The sequence below is a fragment of the Micrococcus sp. iso_229 genome (assembly GCF_058072725.1).
Genome location: NZ_CM176514.1, coordinates 806,156 through 822,629 on the forward strand (window position 1 = coordinate 806,156; position 16,474 = coordinate 822,629).

14 protein-coding genes are annotated in these 16,474 nt (G+C 75.9%); 13 read left to right on the forward strand and 1 reads right to left on the reverse strand.

The window, feature by feature from the left end; all coding sequences use genetic code 11:
- Nucleotides 1-84: 84 nt before the first annotated feature.
- Nucleotides 85-822, reverse strand: a complete 738-nt coding sequence (thiE, locus tag AC3RKA_RS03755) for a thiamine phosphate synthase (RefSeq protein ID WP_004167637.1) — start codon at nucleotides 820-822, stop codon at nucleotides 85-87.
- Between the two features lie 145 nt (nucleotides 823-967).
- Here thiE and AC3RKA_RS03760 point away from each other — a divergent pair, with 145 nt between their 5' ends.
- From AC3RKA_RS03760 to AC3RKA_RS03820, 13 genes are all read left to right on the forward strand, one after another.
- Nucleotides 968-2,137 (forward strand): FAD-dependent oxidoreductase, encoded by a 1,170-nt coding sequence (locus tag AC3RKA_RS03760; RefSeq protein WP_004167636.1) that lies wholly within the window; start codon nucleotides 968-970, stop codon nucleotides 2,135-2,137.
- Nucleotides 2,134-2,376: a sulfur carrier protein ThiS gene (gene thiS / locus AC3RKA_RS03765; RefSeq protein ID WP_004167635.1), complete on the forward strand. Its 243-nt coding sequence runs from the start codon at nucleotides 2,134-2,136 to the stop codon at nucleotides 2,374-2,376. The genes AC3RKA_RS03760 and thiS overlap by 4 nt, the downstream gene beginning before the upstream one ends.
- A gap of 3 nt (nucleotides 2,377-2,379) precedes the next feature.
- Nucleotides 2,380-3,198, forward strand: a complete 819-nt coding sequence (locus AC3RKA_RS03770) for a thiazole synthase (RefSeq protein ID WP_004167634.1) — start codon at nucleotides 2,380-2,382, stop codon at nucleotides 3,196-3,198.
- Nucleotides 3,195-4,391 (forward strand): molybdopterin-synthase adenylyltransferase MoeB, encoded by a 1,197-nt coding sequence (moeB, locus tag AC3RKA_RS03775; protein WP_004167633.1) that lies wholly within the window; start codon nucleotides 3,195-3,197, stop codon nucleotides 4,389-4,391. Before AC3RKA_RS03770 ends, moeB begins: the two co-directional genes overlap by 4 nt.
- Before the next feature lie 115 nt (nucleotides 4,392-4,506).
- On the forward strand, nucleotides 4,507-6,177 hold the full coding sequence (gene argS / locus AC3RKA_RS03780; RefSeq protein ID WP_002857285.1) for an arginine--tRNA ligase: 1,671 nt from the start codon (nucleotides 4,507-4,509) through the stop codon (nucleotides 6,175-6,177).
- 8 nt (nucleotides 6,178-6,185) lie between these two features.
- Nucleotides 6,186-7,658: a diaminopimelate decarboxylase gene (lysA, locus tag AC3RKA_RS03785; RefSeq protein WP_036335016.1), complete on the forward strand. Its 1,473-nt coding sequence runs from the start codon at nucleotides 6,186-6,188 to the stop codon at nucleotides 7,656-7,658.
- 170 nt (nucleotides 7,659-7,828) lie between these two features.
- Nucleotides 7,829-9,151, forward strand: a complete 1,323-nt coding sequence (locus tag AC3RKA_RS03790) for a homoserine dehydrogenase (protein WP_002857281.1) — start codon at nucleotides 7,829-7,831, stop codon at nucleotides 9,149-9,151.
- 3 nt (nucleotides 9,152-9,154) lie between these two features.
- Nucleotides 9,155-10,267 (forward strand): threonine synthase, encoded by a 1,113-nt coding sequence (thrC, locus tag AC3RKA_RS03795; RefSeq protein WP_002857280.1) that lies wholly within the window; start codon nucleotides 9,155-9,157, stop codon nucleotides 10,265-10,267.
- 3 nt (nucleotides 10,268-10,270) lie between these two features.
- The gene (thrB, locus tag AC3RKA_RS03800; RefSeq protein ID WP_002857278.1) at nucleotides 10,271-11,224 is read left to right on the forward strand and encodes a homoserine kinase; all 954 of its coding nucleotides are present in this window, start codon (nucleotides 10,271-10,273) and stop codon (nucleotides 11,222-11,224) included.
- Between the two features lie 320 nt (nucleotides 11,225-11,544).
- The gene (gene rho / locus AC3RKA_RS03805) at nucleotides 11,545-13,620 is read left to right on the forward strand and encodes a transcription termination factor Rho (RefSeq protein WP_002857276.1); all 2,076 of its coding nucleotides are present in this window, start codon (nucleotides 11,545-11,547) and stop codon (nucleotides 13,618-13,620) included.
- A 115-nt stretch (nucleotides 13,621-13,735) separates the two neighbouring features.
- Nucleotides 13,736-14,845 carry a peptide chain release factor 1 gene (prfA, locus tag AC3RKA_RS03810; protein ID WP_002857274.1) on the forward strand — a complete coding sequence of 370 codons (1,110 nt, stop codon included), beginning with the start codon at nucleotides 13,736-13,738 and terminating at the stop codon, nucleotides 14,843-14,845.
- Nucleotides 14,842-15,744, forward strand: coding sequence for a peptide chain release factor N(5)-glutamine methyltransferase (prmC, locus tag AC3RKA_RS03815; RefSeq protein ID WP_002857272.1), 903 nt, complete (start codon nucleotides 14,842-14,844; stop codon nucleotides 15,742-15,744). The genes prfA and prmC overlap by 4 nt, the downstream gene beginning before the upstream one ends.
- Nucleotides 15,741-16,472, forward strand: coding sequence for an L-threonylcarbamoyladenylate synthase (locus AC3RKA_RS03820; RefSeq protein ID WP_002857270.1), 732 nt, complete (start codon nucleotides 15,741-15,743; stop codon nucleotides 16,470-16,472). The genes prmC and AC3RKA_RS03820 overlap by 4 nt, the downstream gene beginning before the upstream one ends.
- Nucleotides 16,473-16,474 lie beyond the last annotated feature (2 nt).

Genomic DNA, 16,474 nt, shown 5'->3' on the forward strand with positions numbered 1-16,474 from the left:
GGGTCGCGACGCGTCGAGCGCGTTGCGGACTCGTCGACTCTACACCATCAGGACGGCCCGTCCGTGACCTCCCCGCGGGGCGCGTCAGCCGGGCAGGCCCGCGCGCAGGGTCCGGGCCGCGGCCTCGGGGTCCTCGGCCTGCGTCACGGCGCGGACCACCACGATCCGTTCCGCCCCGGCCGCGCGGACCTCGGGCAGCCGGTCCGCGTCGACGCCGCCGATGGCGAACCAGGGTCGCGCCCCCGCCGGGTCCTCGGCGTCCAGGCGCGCGGCGAGGGAGGGCAGCTCCAGTCCGACGGCGGCCCGGCCCGGCTTCGTGGGCGTCGCCCACACCGGCCCCGTGCAGAAGTAGTCCAGGCCGTCCTCCGCGCGGGCGGCGCGCACCTGCGCCTCGGTGTGGCACGAGCGGCCGAGCACCGTGTCCGGGCCCAGCAGGGCGCGGCACTGTGCGGTGGTCAGGTCGGTCTGGCCCGTGTGGAACACGTCCACCCCGGCCAGGGCGGCGACGTCGGCGCGATCGTTGGCGGCCGAGAGCGCCCCGTGCTCCCGGGCCAGCGGGACGAGCACGGCGAACGCGGCCAGCTCGACCGCCACGTCCACGGCCTTGTCCCGCACCTGGATCAGGTCCACTCCGCCGCGGAACGCCGCCGCGCAGAAGTGAGCGAACGCGGCCGTGTCGAGCGTGCCGTCCGGGCGCAGGAACCGCTGCAGGTCGGTGCAGACGTACAGCCGGGAGGCGGCGAGGCGGGCGCGGCGGCCCGCGCCGGTGTCGCCGTCGTCGTGGTCGGCCGCGGCCATCAGGAGCGGATCGGGGGAGTGCATGCGCCCACTGTGGCAGACTGGCCGCAGTTCCATGGGAGCCCGGGCCGCACACGCCGGGCTGAGAGGGCCGCAGGGGCGCACCGCGCCGGCGCGGCCGACCATCACCACTCGATGCGGGTCATGCCGCCGTGAGGAGGACCGGTCCGTGCACGTGGCCGTCGTCGGGGCCGGGATCATCGGCCTCACCGCCGCCGTGCGTCTGCGCGCCGCAGGCCACGCCGTCACCCTGATCGCCCCCGAGCTGGACACCGCCGGGCGCCCGCACGCCGTGGCCGGGGCCACCCACGCCGCGGCGGGGATGCTCGCCCCGCTCGCCGAGACCCAGTTCAGCCAGGACGACCTCGCCCCGCTGCTGCAGGCCGGCTGGGAGGCCTACCCGGCGCTCGTGGACCTGCTCGCCGCCTTCACCGGCGTCGAGACGGGCTTCCTCGCACAGGGCGCCTGGATCGTGGCCGCGGACCCCTCCGATGCCCGCGCGTGGGACCACGTGCTCGAGCACGCCTCGATCCTCGGCCGCCGGGTCGAGCCCGTCTCCGTCCGCGCGCTGCGCCGCGCCGAGCCCGCCCTGACCCCGGGCCTGGCCGCCGGCTTCGACGCCCCGGACGACCATCAGGTGGACCCGCGACGGCTCGCCGCCGCCTGCGTCGCCGCCCTGCACGCCGAGACCGGGCCCGACGGCGGCCCGCTCCCGGCCGGCGCCGGACCCGTCGCCCGGTTCCTGGCCGGACGCGTCACCGCCGCCGACCCGGAGGGCGAGGGAGTGCGCCTCACGCTGGCCGACGGGGACGTCCTCACCGCCGACGGCGCGGTCCTCGCCGCGGGCCTGGGCCACCGCGGGATCGGCGGCGCGGCCACCGCCGTCGAGGTCCCGCTGCGCCCCGTCCACGGCGACGTGCTGCGCCTGCGGGTGCGCCCCGAGCAGCTGCTGCCGGGGGAGTCGCACCTGATCACCCGCACCGTCCGCGGCCTCGTCCACGGGCGCCAGGTCTACCTCGTGCCCCGCGCGGACGGCACCCTCGTGGTCGGCGCCTCGGCCCGCGAGGACGGCCTGGCCGGCACCTCCGCCGGGGCGGTGCTGGACCTGCTCGCCGACGCCGCCGCGATCCTGCCCGCCGTCCGCGAGTGCGAGCTCGTCGAGATCACCACCGCCGCCCGCCCCGGCACCCCCGACGACGCCCCGCGCGTGCTCACCGTGCCCGAGGCCCCGGGCGCCGTCGTCGCCACCGGCTTCCACCGTCACGGGATCCTGCTCGCCCCCTGGGCGGCCGGGCGGATCCTCGAGCTGCTGCACGCCCGCCTGAAGGAGATCGCATGAGCACCCTCACCCTGACCCTCAACGGAGAGCCCGCCGAGCTGGCCGCGGCCACCGTCCGCGACGTCGTCGCGCACGTCACCGGGCGCGCGGTCGGCGACGACGGCGCCGCCGCGGACGGGCGGCGGCTCGGCGTGGCCGTGGCGGTCGGCGGCGAGGTCGTGCCCCGGTCGGCCTGGGCCACCCGGGAGCTGGCCGCCGGGGACGAGGTCGACGTCGTCACCGCGGTGCAGGGGGGCTGAGCGATGGCCGAGCACCGCACCCCGCCCGCCGCCCCCGCGATCCCGCCGCTGCGGATCGGCGGCTACGACCTGGCCTCCCGGCTCATCATGGGCACGGGCGGCATCACCGACCTCACCGCCCTCGAGGGCGCCCTCGTCGCCTCCGGCACCACGCTCACCACCGTGGCGCTGCGCCGCTGGTCCGCGGACACCCGTGACGGCCTGGTCGCGCTGCTGGACCGCCTCGGCATCGACGTGCTGCCCAACACCGCCGGCTGCTACACCGCCCGGGACGCCGTGCTCACCGCCCGGCTCGGCCGCGAGGCGCTCGAGACCGAGCTCGTGAAGGTCGAGGTCATCGCCGACGAGCGCACCCTGCTGCCCGACGTCGTCGAGACCCTCGAGGCCACCGAGCGGCTCGCCGCCGACGGCTTCACCGTCCTGGCCTACACGTCGGACGACCCCGCCATGGCGCTGCGCCTCGAGCAGGCCGGCGCCGCCGCCGTCATGCCGCTGGGGTCGCCGATCGGCTCGGGGCTGGGCATCCTCAACCGCGCACACCTGGAGCTGATCGTCTCGCGCGCCTCCGTGCCGATCGTGCTCGACGCCGGCGTGGGCACGGCCTCGGACGTCGCCCTGGCGATGGAGGCCGGCTGCGACGCCGTGCTCGCCGCCTCCGCGATCACGCGCGCCGCCGAGCCCGCCCGCATGGCCCACGCGTGCCGGCTCGCGCTCGAGGCGGGCTTCCACGCCCGCCGTGCCGGGCGCATCCCGCGCCGCGAGCACGCCCTGGCCTCCTCGCCGATGGCCGGGCGGGTCACGGCCGAGGAGGACGAGCGGTGACCGCCGCCCTGGGCTCCGCCGCCCGCGATCCCCGCGACCTCACCGCACTGTCCGACACCCAGCTGCAGCGCTTCGCCCGCCACCTGAGCCTGGACGGCTTCGGCCCCGAGGCCCAGCTGGCGCTGCTGCGCTCCCGCGTCCTCGTGGTCGGCGCCGGCGGCCTCGGGGCGCCCGTGCTGACCTACCTCGCCGCGGCGGGCGTGGGGGAGGTCCACGTGATCGACGACGACGTGGTGGACCGCTCCAACCTGCACCGCCAGGTGATCCACGCCGAGGCGGACCTCGGCCGCCCCAAGACCGCCTCCGCCGCCGCGACGATGCGCGGCCTGCACCCCGAGGTGCGCGTGGTCGAGCATCGCGAACGCCTGACCGCCGCCAACGCGCTCGAGCGGGTCGGCGCCGTGGACCTCGTGCTCGACGGCACGGACAACTACGCGACCCGCTACCTCGTGGCCGATGCGTGCGAGATCGCCGGCGTGCCCGTGGTGTGGGGCGCCATCCTGCGGTTCGCGGGGCAGGTGAGCGTGTTCGCCCCGGGCGGGCCGCTGTACCGGGACGTGTTCCCGGAGCGGCCCGAACCCGGCGAGGTGCCCTCGTGCGCGCAGGCCGGGGTGCTCGGGGTGCTGCCGGGGATCGTCGGCTCCCTCATGGCGGCCGAGGCGATCAAGCTGCTCTCCGGGGTGGGCGAGACCCTGGCCGGGCGGCTGCTCTCCGTGGACGCCCTGACGATGCGCTTCCGTGAGCTGCGGCTCGTGGCCGACCCCGAGCGGCCCCCCGTGACGGACCTGTCCGCCCACGCGGCCCAGGCCCCCCGCCCGGACGACGCCGGCGCCCCCGGCTCGGCGGAGGCCTGCGGCGCCGCGGGCGGGGAGATCGCCCCCACCGCGCTGGCCGCCCTGCTCGCCGACCCCGCCCGGGCCGCGTCCCTGACCCTGCTCGACGTCCGCGAGGACTGGGAACGCCGCCTGCGCCGGGTCGAGGCCCCCGCGGCGGTGGCCGATCGGCACGTCCCGCTCGAGGCCGTCCTCGCGGAGCCGGCGGCCCATGCGCCCGGGCAGGACCGCGTCCTGGTGGTCTACTGCGCCGCCGGAGCCCGCTCGGCCCGGGCGCGGGACGCCGTCGTCGGTGCCGACCCGAGCGCCGGCGGGCGCGTCCTGTCCCTCGCCGGCGGCCTCGCCGCCTGGCCCGCCTGACCCCCCACCCCGACGAACCCTGCGAAAGGGCCCTCACCGCGGGCCGGAGGGGGCCATCTCGCAGGGTTCGTTCGCACGCGCACGGGCGCGGCGGCCCTTCCGTAGACTTGGGCGGGTGAAGCCCGAAGACCTCTCCGCCCTGCTGTCCGCTGTCCTCACCGACGCCGTCGATGCCGGTGACCTCCCCGCCGAGCTGCGGGGGGAGATCACCCCCGCGCGCGTGAAGGTGGAGCGACCCCGCAGCCGCGAGCACGGCGACTGGGCCACCAACGTCGCCCTCCAGCTGGGCAAGAAGGCCGGGATGGCCCCGCGCGACCTCGCCGGGCTCGTGGCCGAGCGCCTGACCGGGAAGCCGGGCATCGCCGCCGTCGACGTCGCCGGCCCCGGCTTCCTCAACGTCACCCTGGACGCGGCCTCGGCCGGCGCCCTGGCCCGCGAGATCGTCGAGGCCGGCCCGGAGTACGGCCGCAACGACGCCCTGGCCGGGCACACCGTGAACATGGAGTTCGTCTCCGCCAACCCCACCGGCCCGCTGCACATCGGCCACACCCGCTGGGCCGCGCTGGGCGACGCGATCGCCCGCCTGCTGCGCGCCTCGGGCGCGGACGTCACCGCCGAGTACTACGTCAACGACGCCGGCAACCAGATGAACGTGTTCGCCGACTCGGTCCTCGCCCGCCTGCACGGCCGCGACGTCCCCGCGGGCGGCTACCCCGGCGCGTACGTGCAGGAGCTGGCCGACGCCGTCGCCCTCGAGCACCCGGACGTGCGCGAGCTGACGGACGAGGCCGCCCGCCCGGTGGTCCGCGAGGCCGCGTACCGGCTCCAGATGCAGGACATCAAGGACACGCTCGCCGCCTTCGACGTGCACTTCGACGTGTTCACCTCGGAGCAGACGCTCCACGACTCCGGCGCGATCGAACAGGCCGTGCAGCGGCTGCGCGAGCAGGGCCACATCGAGGACCGCGAGGGCGCCGTGTGGCTCAAGACCACCGACTTCGGCGACGACAAGGACCGCGTGCTCATCCGCGCCAACGGCGAGCCCACCTACTTCGCCGCCGACGCCGCCTACTACCTCCACAAGCGCGACCGCGGCTTCGAGGAGAAGGTGTACCTGCTCGGCGCCGACCACCACGGCTACGTGAACCGCCTCAAGGCGATCGCCGCCGCCGCCGGCGACGACCCGGCGACGAACATCGAGATCCTCATCGGCCAGCTCATCTCGGTCAACGGCGCGAAGCTCTCCAAGCGCGCCGGCAACATCATCGAGCTCAAGGACCTCGTGGAGTGGCTCGGCCGCGACGCCCTGCGCTACGACCTGGCCCGCTACCCCGCGGACTCGCCCCTGACGATCGACCCCGAGCTGCTGCGCTCCGCCACGAACGACAACCCCGTCTACTACGTGCAGTACGCCCACGCCCGCGCCTCGGGCGCGGCGCGCACCGCGCAGGCCCACGGCGTGGACCGCTCCGAGTTCGACGCCGCCCTGCTCACCCACGCCACCGAGTCGGAGCTGCTGGCCCAGCTGGCGGAGTTCCCGGCCGTCGTCGGCGCGGCGGCGCGCCTGCGCGAGCCGCACCGCGTGGCCCGCCACCTCGAGGTGATCGCCGGGGCCTACCACTCGTGGTACGCCGCCTGCCGGATCGTGCCCATGCCCACCGACGACGGCACGCCGCGTCCCGTGGAGACCCTCAACCGCACCCGCCTGTGGCTCAACGACGCCACCGCCCAGGTGCTGGCCAACGGCCTCGGCCTGCTCGGCGTGTCCGCCCCGGAGAAGATGTGAGCGCCCAGATGACGACGCCGCAGCCCGCCCCCGCCTCCCCGCTCGCGCCCGCCTGGCTTCCCGCGCCGGGGGACCCGGACGCGCTCGTGCCCGGCCTGTGGGCCGCCGGCGTGGACCGCGCCGCCGACGGCGAGCTCACCGTCCAGGGCCTGCGCGCGAGCGCGCTCGCCGCGGAGTTCGGCACGCCGCTGCTCGTGGTGGACGAGGACGACTTCCGCGCCCGCGCCCGCGCGTTCCGCGAGGGCTTCGACGCCGCCTTCGCCGACCTGTGCGGGGGAGCGGACGTCTACTACGCCGGCAAGTCCATGCTCACCCTCTCCACCGCCCGCTGGGCGGCCGAGGAGGGCCTGCGCGTGGACACCGCCTCCGGCGGCGAGCTGGCGATCGCGCTGGCCGCCGGCGTCGACCCGGCCCACATCGGCCTCCACGGCAACAACAAGTCGGACGCCGAGCTGCGCACCGCCCTCGAGGCGGGCGTGGGTCGGATCATCGTGGACTCGCTCGACGAGCTCACCCACCTGGCCGCGCTCGCGTCCGAGGCCGGTCGCCGCGCCCCCGTGATGCTCCGGCTGACCCCGGGCGTGCACGCGCACACCCACGACTTCATCGCCACCGCGCACGAGGACCAGAAGTTCGGGCTCTCCCTGGCCCCGGCCTCCACCGACCGGGACGGCAACGTGGCCGGCCGCTCGCCGGCCGCCGTCGCCGTGGCCGCGGCCCTGGCCGCCGAGTCGATCGAGCTGCTGGGCGTGCACTGCCACATCGGGTCCCAGATCTTCGAGGCCGAGGGCTTCGGGCTGGCGGCCGGACGCGTGCTCGAGTTCCTCGCCGAGGTCAAGGCCGAGCACGGGGTGGAGCTGGCCGAGCTCGACCTCGGCGGCGGCCACGGCATCGCCTACACGGCCGTGGACGAGCCGCGCCCGGCCGCGGAGATCGCCGACGCCCTCGCCGACGACGTCCAGAAGACCGTCGAGCGCCTCGGCCTGACGTGCCCGCGCATCTCCCTCGAACCGGGGCGGGCCATCTCGGGCCCCGCGGGGCTGACCCTCTACACGGTCGGGGTGACCAAGACCGTGGACGTGGACGCCCCCGACGGCGGCACCGCGGCCCGCCGCTACGTCGCCGTGGACGGCGGCATGTCCGACAACCCGCGTCCCGTGCTCTACGACGCCGACTACACCGCCGTCTCCGCGCGCCGCACCTCGGAGGCCGAGCCGCTGCTCTCCCGCGTGGTGGGCAAGCACTGCGAGTCCGGCGACATCCTGGTCCGCGACGTGTACCTGCCGGCCGACCTGGGCCGCGGCGACCTGTTGGCCGTGCCGGCCACGGGCGCGTACACGCACGTGATGTCCTCGAACTACAACGCGCTGGCCCGCCCGGCCGTCGTCGCGGTGTCCGGCGGGCAGGCGCGGGTGATCATCCGTCGCGAGACGCAGGAGGACCTGTTCGCCCGCGAGGCCGATCCGCGCCTCGCCCGCTGAGGATGCGGGCGCCCGCCCCCGGCCGTCGGCCTCGGGCCCGGGTGGGTCCGTCCCGCTCTGCGGACACCGAGTGTCGCGCGGTGGGACGGGCCGGGGCGCCACGCTAGATTCGAGGCCAGCCGGGCCGCGCGGTCGCGCGGGCCCGACCCCACCCTGGATCACGGAGGACCATGCCCCAGCACACCGACGCCCCCACCGCACTCAAGGTCGCCCTGCTGGGCGGCGGGACCGTGGGGTCCCAGACCGCCCGGATCCTCACCGAGGACGCCGACATCCTGCGGGACCGCGTGGGCGCCGACCTCGAGCTCACGGGCATCGCGGTGCGGGACACGGGCGCGACGCGCGACTGGCAGGCGGACCCGGCGCTCTACACCACCGACGCCGAGGCGCTCGTGGACGGCGCCGACGTCGTCATCGAGCTGATGGGCGGCATCGAGCCGGCCCGCACCCTGATCCTGCGCGCCCTGGCCGCCGGCACGTCCGTGGTGACCGGCAACAAGGCGCTGCTGGCCCAGCACGGCGAGGAGCTGTACGCCGCGGCCGCCGCCACCGGCGCGCAGCTCAGCTTCGAGGCCGCCGTCGCCGGCGCCATCCCGATCCTGCGCCCGCTGCGCGACTCCCTGGGCGGCGACCGCGTCACCCGCGTGATGGGCATCGCCAACGGCACCACCAACTTCATCCTCGACCGGATGGACTCCGAAGGGGCGGACTTCGACGACGCCCTCGCCGAGGCCCAGCGGCTCGGCTACGCCGAGGCCGACCCGACCGCCGACGTCGAGGGCCACGACGCCGCCGCGAAGGCCGCGATCCTGGCGACCATCGCGTTCGGCGCGCCGTACACCCTGGACCAGGTGGCCGTCGCGGGCATCACCGCGATCACGGCGGAGGACAACGCCGCCGCCGCGGAGGCGGGCTACGTCATCAAGCTGCTGGCGATCGCCGAGCGCGGCCGCGCCGCCGACGGCGCCGAGGGCGCGGTCCTGCGCGTGCACCCCACCCTGCTGCCGCGGGAGCACCCGCTGGCCTCCGTGCGCGGGGCGTTCAACGCCGTCTTCGTGGAGGCCGAGAACGCCGGCGAGCTCATGTTCTACGGTCCCGGCGCCGGCGGCGCCCCCACCGCGTCCGCGGTGATGGGCGACGTCGTCTCGATCGCCCAGCGCATCGTGCGCGGCGGCCCGGCACGCCTGCGCACCCCCGTCACCGCCCTGCCCGCCCTGGACCCGGCCGAGGCCCACACCTCCTTCATGGTCGTGCTGCGCGCGGCGGACCAGCCCGGCGTGCTGCGCCGCGTCGCCGGGGTGTTCGAGGAGCACGGCGTCTCCATCGAGACGCTGCGCCAGGTCCCGTCCGAGCGCGAGGACGCCCCCGGCGCGTCCCTGCGGCTGATCACCCACCGTGCGCGGCAGCGCGACCTCGACGCCACCGTCGAGGCGCTCGCCGCCCTGGACGTCGTCCACGAGGTCGCGTCCGTCCTCCGAGTCGAAGGGAACTGACCCATGGCCCACCAGTGGCGCGGCGTCGTCCGCGAGTACGCCGACCGCCTGCCCGTCACCGAGGACACGCGCGTGATCACCCTCGGCGAGGGCGGCACCCCGCTCATCCACGCCCCCCACCTCTCCGAGCTGGTGCAGGGCACCGTGCACGTGAAGTTCGAGGGCATGAACCCGACCGGCTCCTTCAAGGACCGCGGCATGACCATGGCGATCACCGCCGCCGTCGCGGACGGCGCGAAGGCCGTCGTCTGCGCATCCACCGGCAATACGTCCGCCTCGGCGGCGGCCTACGCCGCGCAGGCCGGGATCACGTGCGCCGTGCTCGTGCCCGAGGGGAAGATCTCGATGGGCAAGATGTCCCAGGCCGTGGCCCACGGCGCGGAGATCCTCCAGGTGCAGGGCAACTTCGACGACTGCCTCGAGGTGGCCCGCAAGCTCGCCGAGAACTACCCCGTGTTCCTCGTGAACTCCGTCAACCCGGCCCGCATCGAGGGGCAGAAGACCGGCGCATTCGAGGTCGTGGACACCCTCGGCGACGCCCCGGACTACCACCTGCTGCCCGTGGGCAACGCCGGCAACATCACCGCGTACTGGAAGGGCTACCGCGAGTACGCCGCCCCCTACGTGAACCCGCACGAGGGCGCCTCGGACGCCGAGCTGCCCGCGGTGGCCACGAAGACCCCCGTGATGTGGGGCTTCCAGGCCGCGGGCGCCGCCCCGATCGTCCAGGGCCACCCCGTGACCGACCCGGACACGATCGCCACCGCCATCCGGATCGGCAACCCGGCCTCGTGGGAGCAGGCCGAGGCCGCCCGCGACGAGTCCGGCGGCATGATCGACTCCGTCACGGACGAGGAGATCCTCGAGGCCCACCGCTGGCTCTCCGCGAAGGAGGGCGTGTTCGTCGAGCCCGCCTCCGCCGCCGGCGTCGCCGGGCTGCTCAAGCACCACGCCGCCGGGAACGTGCCGACCGGCAAGAGCTGGGTCATCACCGTCACCGGCCACGGCCTCAAGGACCCGCAGTGGGCCCTGCGCGGCGCCGACGGCGCCGACGTGACCCCGCGCTCGGTGCCGTTCGACGTGGTCACCGTCGCCCAGGCGCTCGGCCTGAGCTGAGCCATGGCCGCACCGCAGCCGCTGGCGCCCGGGACCGCCGCGTCCGTCTCCGTCCCCGCCACCTCCGCCAACCTCGGCCCCGGCTTCGACTCGATGGGCCTGGCCCTGGAGCTGCGCGACGAGGTGACGCTCACGGTCGTGGCGGGCCCCGACGTCGCGGAGGTCGAGGGGGAGGGCGCGGCCACCCTGCCGCGGGACGGCGCGCACCTGATCCTGCGCCTGGCGCACGAGCACCTGCGGGACCGCGGGTTCACCGCGCCGGGGCTGCACCTGCGCGCCGTGAACCGGATCCCGCACGCCCGCGGGCTCGGCTCGTCCGCGGCCGCCGTCGTCGCGGCCTACGCCGCGGCGGAGGCCCTGCTGCCGGCCGCGCTGCGCCGGGCGCCCGCGGACCTGCTCGAGGCGGCCACCCGCTTCGAGGGGCACCCGGACAACGTCGCCCCCGCGCTCGTGGGCGGGGCCACCGTCTCCTGGACCCGTGACGACGTGCCCGGCCCGGCCACGGCGCCGCTGCGGCTGCACGAGCGCGTGGTGCCGGTGGTCGCGATCCCGGACATCGAGCTGTCCACCCACGTCGCCCGGGGCGTGCTGCCCGCCGAGGTGCCCCACGCGGTGGCGGCGGCCCAGGCCGGCCGTGCCGCGCTGCTCGTCCACGCGCTGGCGGAGGACCCCGCGCTGCTGCTGGCCGCCACGCGGGACTGGCTGCATCAGGAGCCGCGCGCCGTGACCATGCCGGCCAGCTCCGCACTGGTCGCGGGGCTGCGCGGGCGCGGCCATGCCGCCGTCGTCTCCGGCGCAGGTCCCACGGTGCTCGCGCTGTGCGACGGCGTCCAGGCGGCCGAGCACGCCGCGGAGGCGGCGCGTGCTCTGACGGCGGACGGGGCGGCCGCCTGGCGCGTGCTGGTGCCGTGCGTGGCCGTGGACGGTGTTAGGGTGGAATCACTCCACCACGGCTGACCCCACCGCCTCGCGCGGCCCGGGTCTCCGGTGCCCGGGCCAGTGACGGCCGGACGCACCGTGCGCCGTCGGCCGGAACCCCGCCGCGATCCATCCCGTGCTGCGCACGGCCGGCGTGCGGGACCCCCTCCGGCTCGGTCGAGTCCGGACGCCTCCGCCCCGTCACGCAGCGACTGCGCACGATCAGGGGAGGCGCCACTGCTGAGTTCACACCATGAAACCCGGTTTTCTGGGGCGCCGCTGCGCGGCCCGACCGGATGCACACCGCAGCCCGACGCGCCACGCGCCGCCGGGCCGCATTCGAGGGAGAAGGAACCTTCGTGACCGAATCCACGGAACAGACCACGCCGACGAACGGCGGTGGCCTGGCCTCGCTCAAGCTCGCCCAGCTCCAGGCCCTGGCCTCTCAGCTCGGCATCGCCGGCGGCTCGCGCATGCGCAAGGCCGACCTGGTGACCGCGATCTCCGACCACCAGCGCGGCGGCTCCGTGGCGGACCGCGACGCCGCCGAGCGCGCGGCCCAGGCCACCGCGGCCCCCGCCGCCGAGGCCGCCCCGGCCGCCGCGTCCTCTCAGGACGCGGCCCCGGCCGCCGAGCGCCCGGCCCGCCGCCGCTCGCGCCGCGCCGACGCCGACACCTCCGCTCCGGCCGCCGCCGCCCAGGACGGGCAGCCCCAGGCCGAGGCCCGCGAGGACCAGACGGAGCAGGCCCCCCGTGAGACCGCCTCGGACCAGGATCGGTCCGGGGGGTCCGAGGCCCGCGACGAGGGCGAGGACCGCCCGCAGTCCGAGCGCCGCTCCCGCGGTCGTCGCCGCGCCGGCGACGACGACGCCCAGCAGGGTCAGGACCGTCGCTCCGACGGCGCCCAGGGCGAGGACGGCGCGGACCGCCGCGGCGACCGGGAGGACCGTGACGACAACGGGCGCGAGAACGGCCGCGGCCGCAACAGCCGCAACGGGCGGGACCGCGACAACGGCCGCGACCGTGAGAACGGCCGCGAGAACAACCGGGACCGTGAGAACGGCCGTGACGGCTCGCGCGAGCAGCGCGGCGACAAGTCCGAGGACGGCGGCCGGGGCGACGGCGGACGCGGGGACCGCAGCCGCCGCGACGACCGCGACGACGAGGGCGGCCGCAACCGTCGCAACCGCCGCAACCGCAACGAGCGCGGCCGCAACCGCCGTGGCCGCGGCGGGCCCGAGGTCGACGAGACCGAGCTGACCGAGGACGACGTCCTGCAGCCCGTGGCCGGCATCCTCGACGTGCTGGACAACTACGCGTTCGTCCGCACCTCCGGCTACCTGCCGGGCCCGAACGACGTCTACGTCTCCCTGGCCATGGTGAAGAAGTACGGTCTGCGCAAGGGCGACGCCGTCGTCGGCGCGATCCGCGCCCCGCGCGACGGAGAGAAGCAGCAGCACCACGGCGGCGGCTCCAACCGTCAGAAGTTCAACGCCCTGGTGAAGATCTCCTCGGTCAATGGCCAGCCCGCCGTCGAGCACCCGCAGCGCGTGGAGTTCGGCAAGCTCGTGCCGCTGTACCCGCAGGAGCGCCTGCGCCTGGAGACCGATCCCAAGCTGATCGGCCCCCGCGTGATCGATCTGGTCAGCCCCATCGGCAAGGGCCAGCGCGGCCTCATCGTCTCCCCGCCCAAGGCCGGCAAGACGATGATCCTGCAGTCGATCGCCAACGCGATCAAGACGAACAACCCCGAGGTCCACCTCATGATGGTGCTCGTGGACGAGCGCCCCGAGGAGGTCACCGACATGCAGCGGTCGGTGGACGGCGAGGTCATCGCCTCCACGTTCGACCGCCCGGCGGACGACCACACCACCCTCGCCGAGCTGGCCATCGAGCGCGCCAAGCGCCTCGTGGAGATGGGCCGCGACGTCGTCGTGCTGCTCGACTCCATGACCCGCCTGGGCCGCGCCTACAACCTGGCCGCCCCGGCCTCGGGCCGCATCCTCTCCGGCGGTGTGGACTCCTCGGCCCTGTACCCGCCGAAGAAGTTCTTCGGTGCCGCCCGCAACATCGAGAACGGCGGCTCGCTGACCATCCTGGCCACCGCGCTGGTCGAGACCGGCTCGCGCATGGACGAGGTGATCTTCGAGGAGTTCAAGGGCACCGGCAACATGGAGCTGCGCCTGTCCCGCCACCTCGCGGAGCGCCGCATCTTCCCGGCGGTGGACGTCAACGCGTCCGGCACGCGCCGCGAGGAGGCCCTGCTCTCGCAGGAGGAGGTCAAGATCATGTGGAAGCTGCGTCGGGTGCTCTCCGGCCTCGAGCAGCAGCAGGCCCTCGACCTGCTCACCAACAAGATCAAGGACACCGCGTCCAACGCCGAGTTCCTCATGCTGGTCTCCAAGACCACGCTGGGGTCCAAGGGCGACGACTGACCGTCCCGTCGCACGGCCCCGTCCCGTCCGGGGGAGCTCGTCTCCGCCGGACGGGGCGGGGCCGTCCGCGTCGGACAGCCCGGCCCGCTGAGGCCGGAGGAGGAGAGGCACGCACGTGTTCGATTCGGAGCAGCGGCGCGAGGCCGTGGATCGGCTCCTGGCGGAGCATCGCGAGCTGACGGCGCGCCTGTCCGACCCGGCGGTGCACCAGGACCCGGCGCTCGCCCGGCGGCTGAACCGGCGGTTCGCCGAGCTCGGCGCCGTGGTGACGGCCCACCGCGCCTGGTCGGCGGCCGTGGAGGAGCTGGCCGACGCGCGGGAGCTGGCCGCGGCCGGCGACGACGACGCGGCGGCCTTCGCGGCCGAGGTGCCCGGTCTGGAGGCGGCCGAGGCGGAGGCCGCCGAACGGCTGCGCCGGCTGCTGATCCCGCGCGACCCCGACGACGCCCGCGACGTGATCCTCGAGATCAAGGGCGGCGAGGGCGGCGAGGAGGCCGCCCTGTTCGCGGGTGACCTGCTGCGCATGTACCTGCGCTACGCCGAATCCCGGGGCTGGAAGACGGAGGTCCTCTCCGCCACGCACTCCGACCTGGGCGGCTACAAGGACGTCCACGTGGCGGTGCGGGGGAGCGCGGCCGACCCGGCCGACGGCGTCTACGCCCGGCTCAAGTTCGAGGGCGGCGTGCACCGCGTGCAGCGCGTGCCCGTCACCGAGTCCCAGGGCCGCATCCACACCTCCGCCGCCGGGGTGCTCGTGCTGCCCGAGGTGGACGCCCCGGACGAGGTCCACCTCGATCCGAACGACCTCAAGGTGGACGTCTTCCGCTCCTCCGGGCCGGGTGGCCAGTCCGTCAACACGACCGACTCCGCGGTGCGTCTGACGCACCTGCCCACGGGGATCGTCGTCTCCATGCAGAACGAGAAGTCCCAGATCCAGAACCGCGAGGCCGCGCTGCGCGTGCTGCGGTCGCGGCTGCTCGAGCGGCAGCGGGCGGAGCAGGACGCCGAGGACTCCGCGGCGCGCGCCGCGCAGGTGCGCACCATGGACCGCTCGGAACGCATCCGCACCTACAACTTCCCGGAGAACCGGATCGCGGACCACCGCACCGGCTACAAGGCGCACAACCTCGACGCGGTCCTCGACGGCGACCTCGAGGCCGTGATCGCCTCCTGCCTCGCCCTCGACGAGGAGCGCCGGCTCGCCGCGCTGGGCGCGGACGCGTGAGCGCACCGGCCTGGTCCGCGCTGCTGCGCGACGCCGCCGCCCGCCTGACCGCGGCGGGCATCGACTCGCCGCGCGTGGACGCCGAGCTGCTGCTGGCCCACGTGCTCGGCCTCGACCGCGGCGCGCTGCTGGCCCGGGTGTTCGCCGGGGCCGTGGCCGAGCCCGCGCAGGCGGCGGCGTTCGAGGCGCTCGTCGGGCGCCGCGCCGCCCGCGAGCCCGTCCAGCACCTGACCGGCGTCGCGCACTTCCACGGGCTCGACCTCGCGGTCGGCCCGGGGGTCTTCATCCCGCGACCGGAGACCGAGCTGCTCGTGGAGACCGTCGTGGCCGACCTGGCTGCGCGGCCCACGGCGGACGTGGTGGTGGACCTGTGCACCGGCTCCGGCGCGATCGCCGCGGCCGTCGCGGCGTGGGGCGAGGCACGGGGCCGCCCGCTCGCCGTCGCCGCCGTCGAGCTCGACCCGACGGCGGCCGACTGGGCCCGGCGGAACCTCGCCCTGCGCGGGGTCGACCTGCGACAAGGCGACGCCCTTGTCGCATGCCCGGACCTCGAGGGCCGCGTGGACGTCGTCGTAAGCAACCCGCCCTATGTGCCCGAGGCCGAGGTGCCCGCCCAGCCCGAGGCCCGACTGGACCCGGCGCGGGCGCTCTACGGCGGGGACGCGCCCGGGCTGCGGGTCCCGCGGGCCATCGCGCACCGGGCGGCGGACCTGCTCGCCCCGGGCGGCCTCTTCGCCATGGAGCACCACGAGACGCAGGGCCCGGCGCTCCTGGCCGCCCTCGGCGCGGACCCCCGGTTCACGGGCGTCCGCGTGCACCAGGACCTCACCGGACGAGACCGGTTCCTGACGGCGCGCCGGTCCTGCGACGCCGCGGCGGGCGCGGAGGTGGAAGAATGACCGACGTGAGTGACTTCATCGACGTCTCGGATCCGGCCGCCCTCGAGAATGCCGTGGCCCGCGCCCGCGAGGTCCTCGCGGACCGCGGCTGCGTGGTCCTGCCCACGGACACCGTCTACGGCATCGGAGCGGACGCGTTCTCCCCGCTGGCCGTGGCCGTGCTGCTGGCCGCCAAGGGCCGCAGCCGCACCATGCCGCCGCCCGTGCTCATCGCGGACCGCCGCGTCATGTCGGGCCTCGCGTACGACGTGCCGGAGGAGGCCGAAGCCCTCGCCGAGCGCTTCTGGCCCGGCGCCCTCACGCTCATCCTCAAGTCCCAGCCCACGCTGACCTGGGACCTCGGCGAGACCCGCGGCACCGTCGCCCTGCGCGTGCCGGACGACGCGGTGGCCCGCGAGCTGCTCTACGCCGTCGGCCCCATGGCCGTCTCCAGCGCGAACCGCACCGGCATGGACGCCGCCACCACCGCCGACGCCGCCCGCTCGATGCTGGGGGAGTCCGTGGCCCTCTACCTCGACGCCGGCCCCCGCGAGAGCCGGGATCCCTCGACGATCGTGGACTGCACCGTCACCCCGTTCCGCGTGGCCCGGCAGGGCTCCGTGCCCCTGGAGGAGCTGCGCGCGGTGGTGCCGGACCTGCTCGCCGAGGGCGAGGAGCCGCCGGTCGCCGCCGAGCGGATCGCGGCCGACGACGCCGCCGCGGCGCGTCCCGCCGACCGGGAGGCCTGACC

Coding starts and splice junctions, on each gene's coding strand:
- thiE (WP_004167637.1), bottom strand. CDS start 822: ATGCACTCCCCCGATCCGCTCCTGATGGCCGCGGCCGACCACGACGAC.
- AC3RKA_RS03820 (WP_002857270.1), top strand. CDS start 15,741: ATGACCGACGTGAGTGACTTCATCGACGTCTCGGATCCGGCCGCCCTC.
- thiS (WP_004167635.1), top strand. CDS start 2,134: ATGAGCACCCTCACCCTGACCCTCAACGGAGAGCCCGCCGAGCTGGCC.
- thrC (WP_002857280.1), top strand. CDS start 9,155: ATGGCCCACCAGTGGCGCGGCGTCGTCCGCGAGTACGCCGACCGCCTG.
- thrB (WP_002857278.1), top strand. CDS start 10,271: ATGGCCGCACCGCAGCCGCTGGCGCCCGGGACCGCCGCGTCCGTCTCC.
- lysA (WP_036335016.1), top strand. CDS start 6,186: ATGACGACGCCGCAGCCCGCCCCCGCCTCCCCGCTCGCGCCCGCCTGG.
- AC3RKA_RS03790 (WP_002857281.1), top strand. CDS start 7,829: ATGCCCCAGCACACCGACGCCCCCACCGCACTCAAGGTCGCCCTGCTG.
- AC3RKA_RS03770 (WP_004167634.1), top strand. CDS start 2,380: ATGGCCGAGCACCGCACCCCGCCCGCCGCCCCCGCGATCCCGCCGCTG.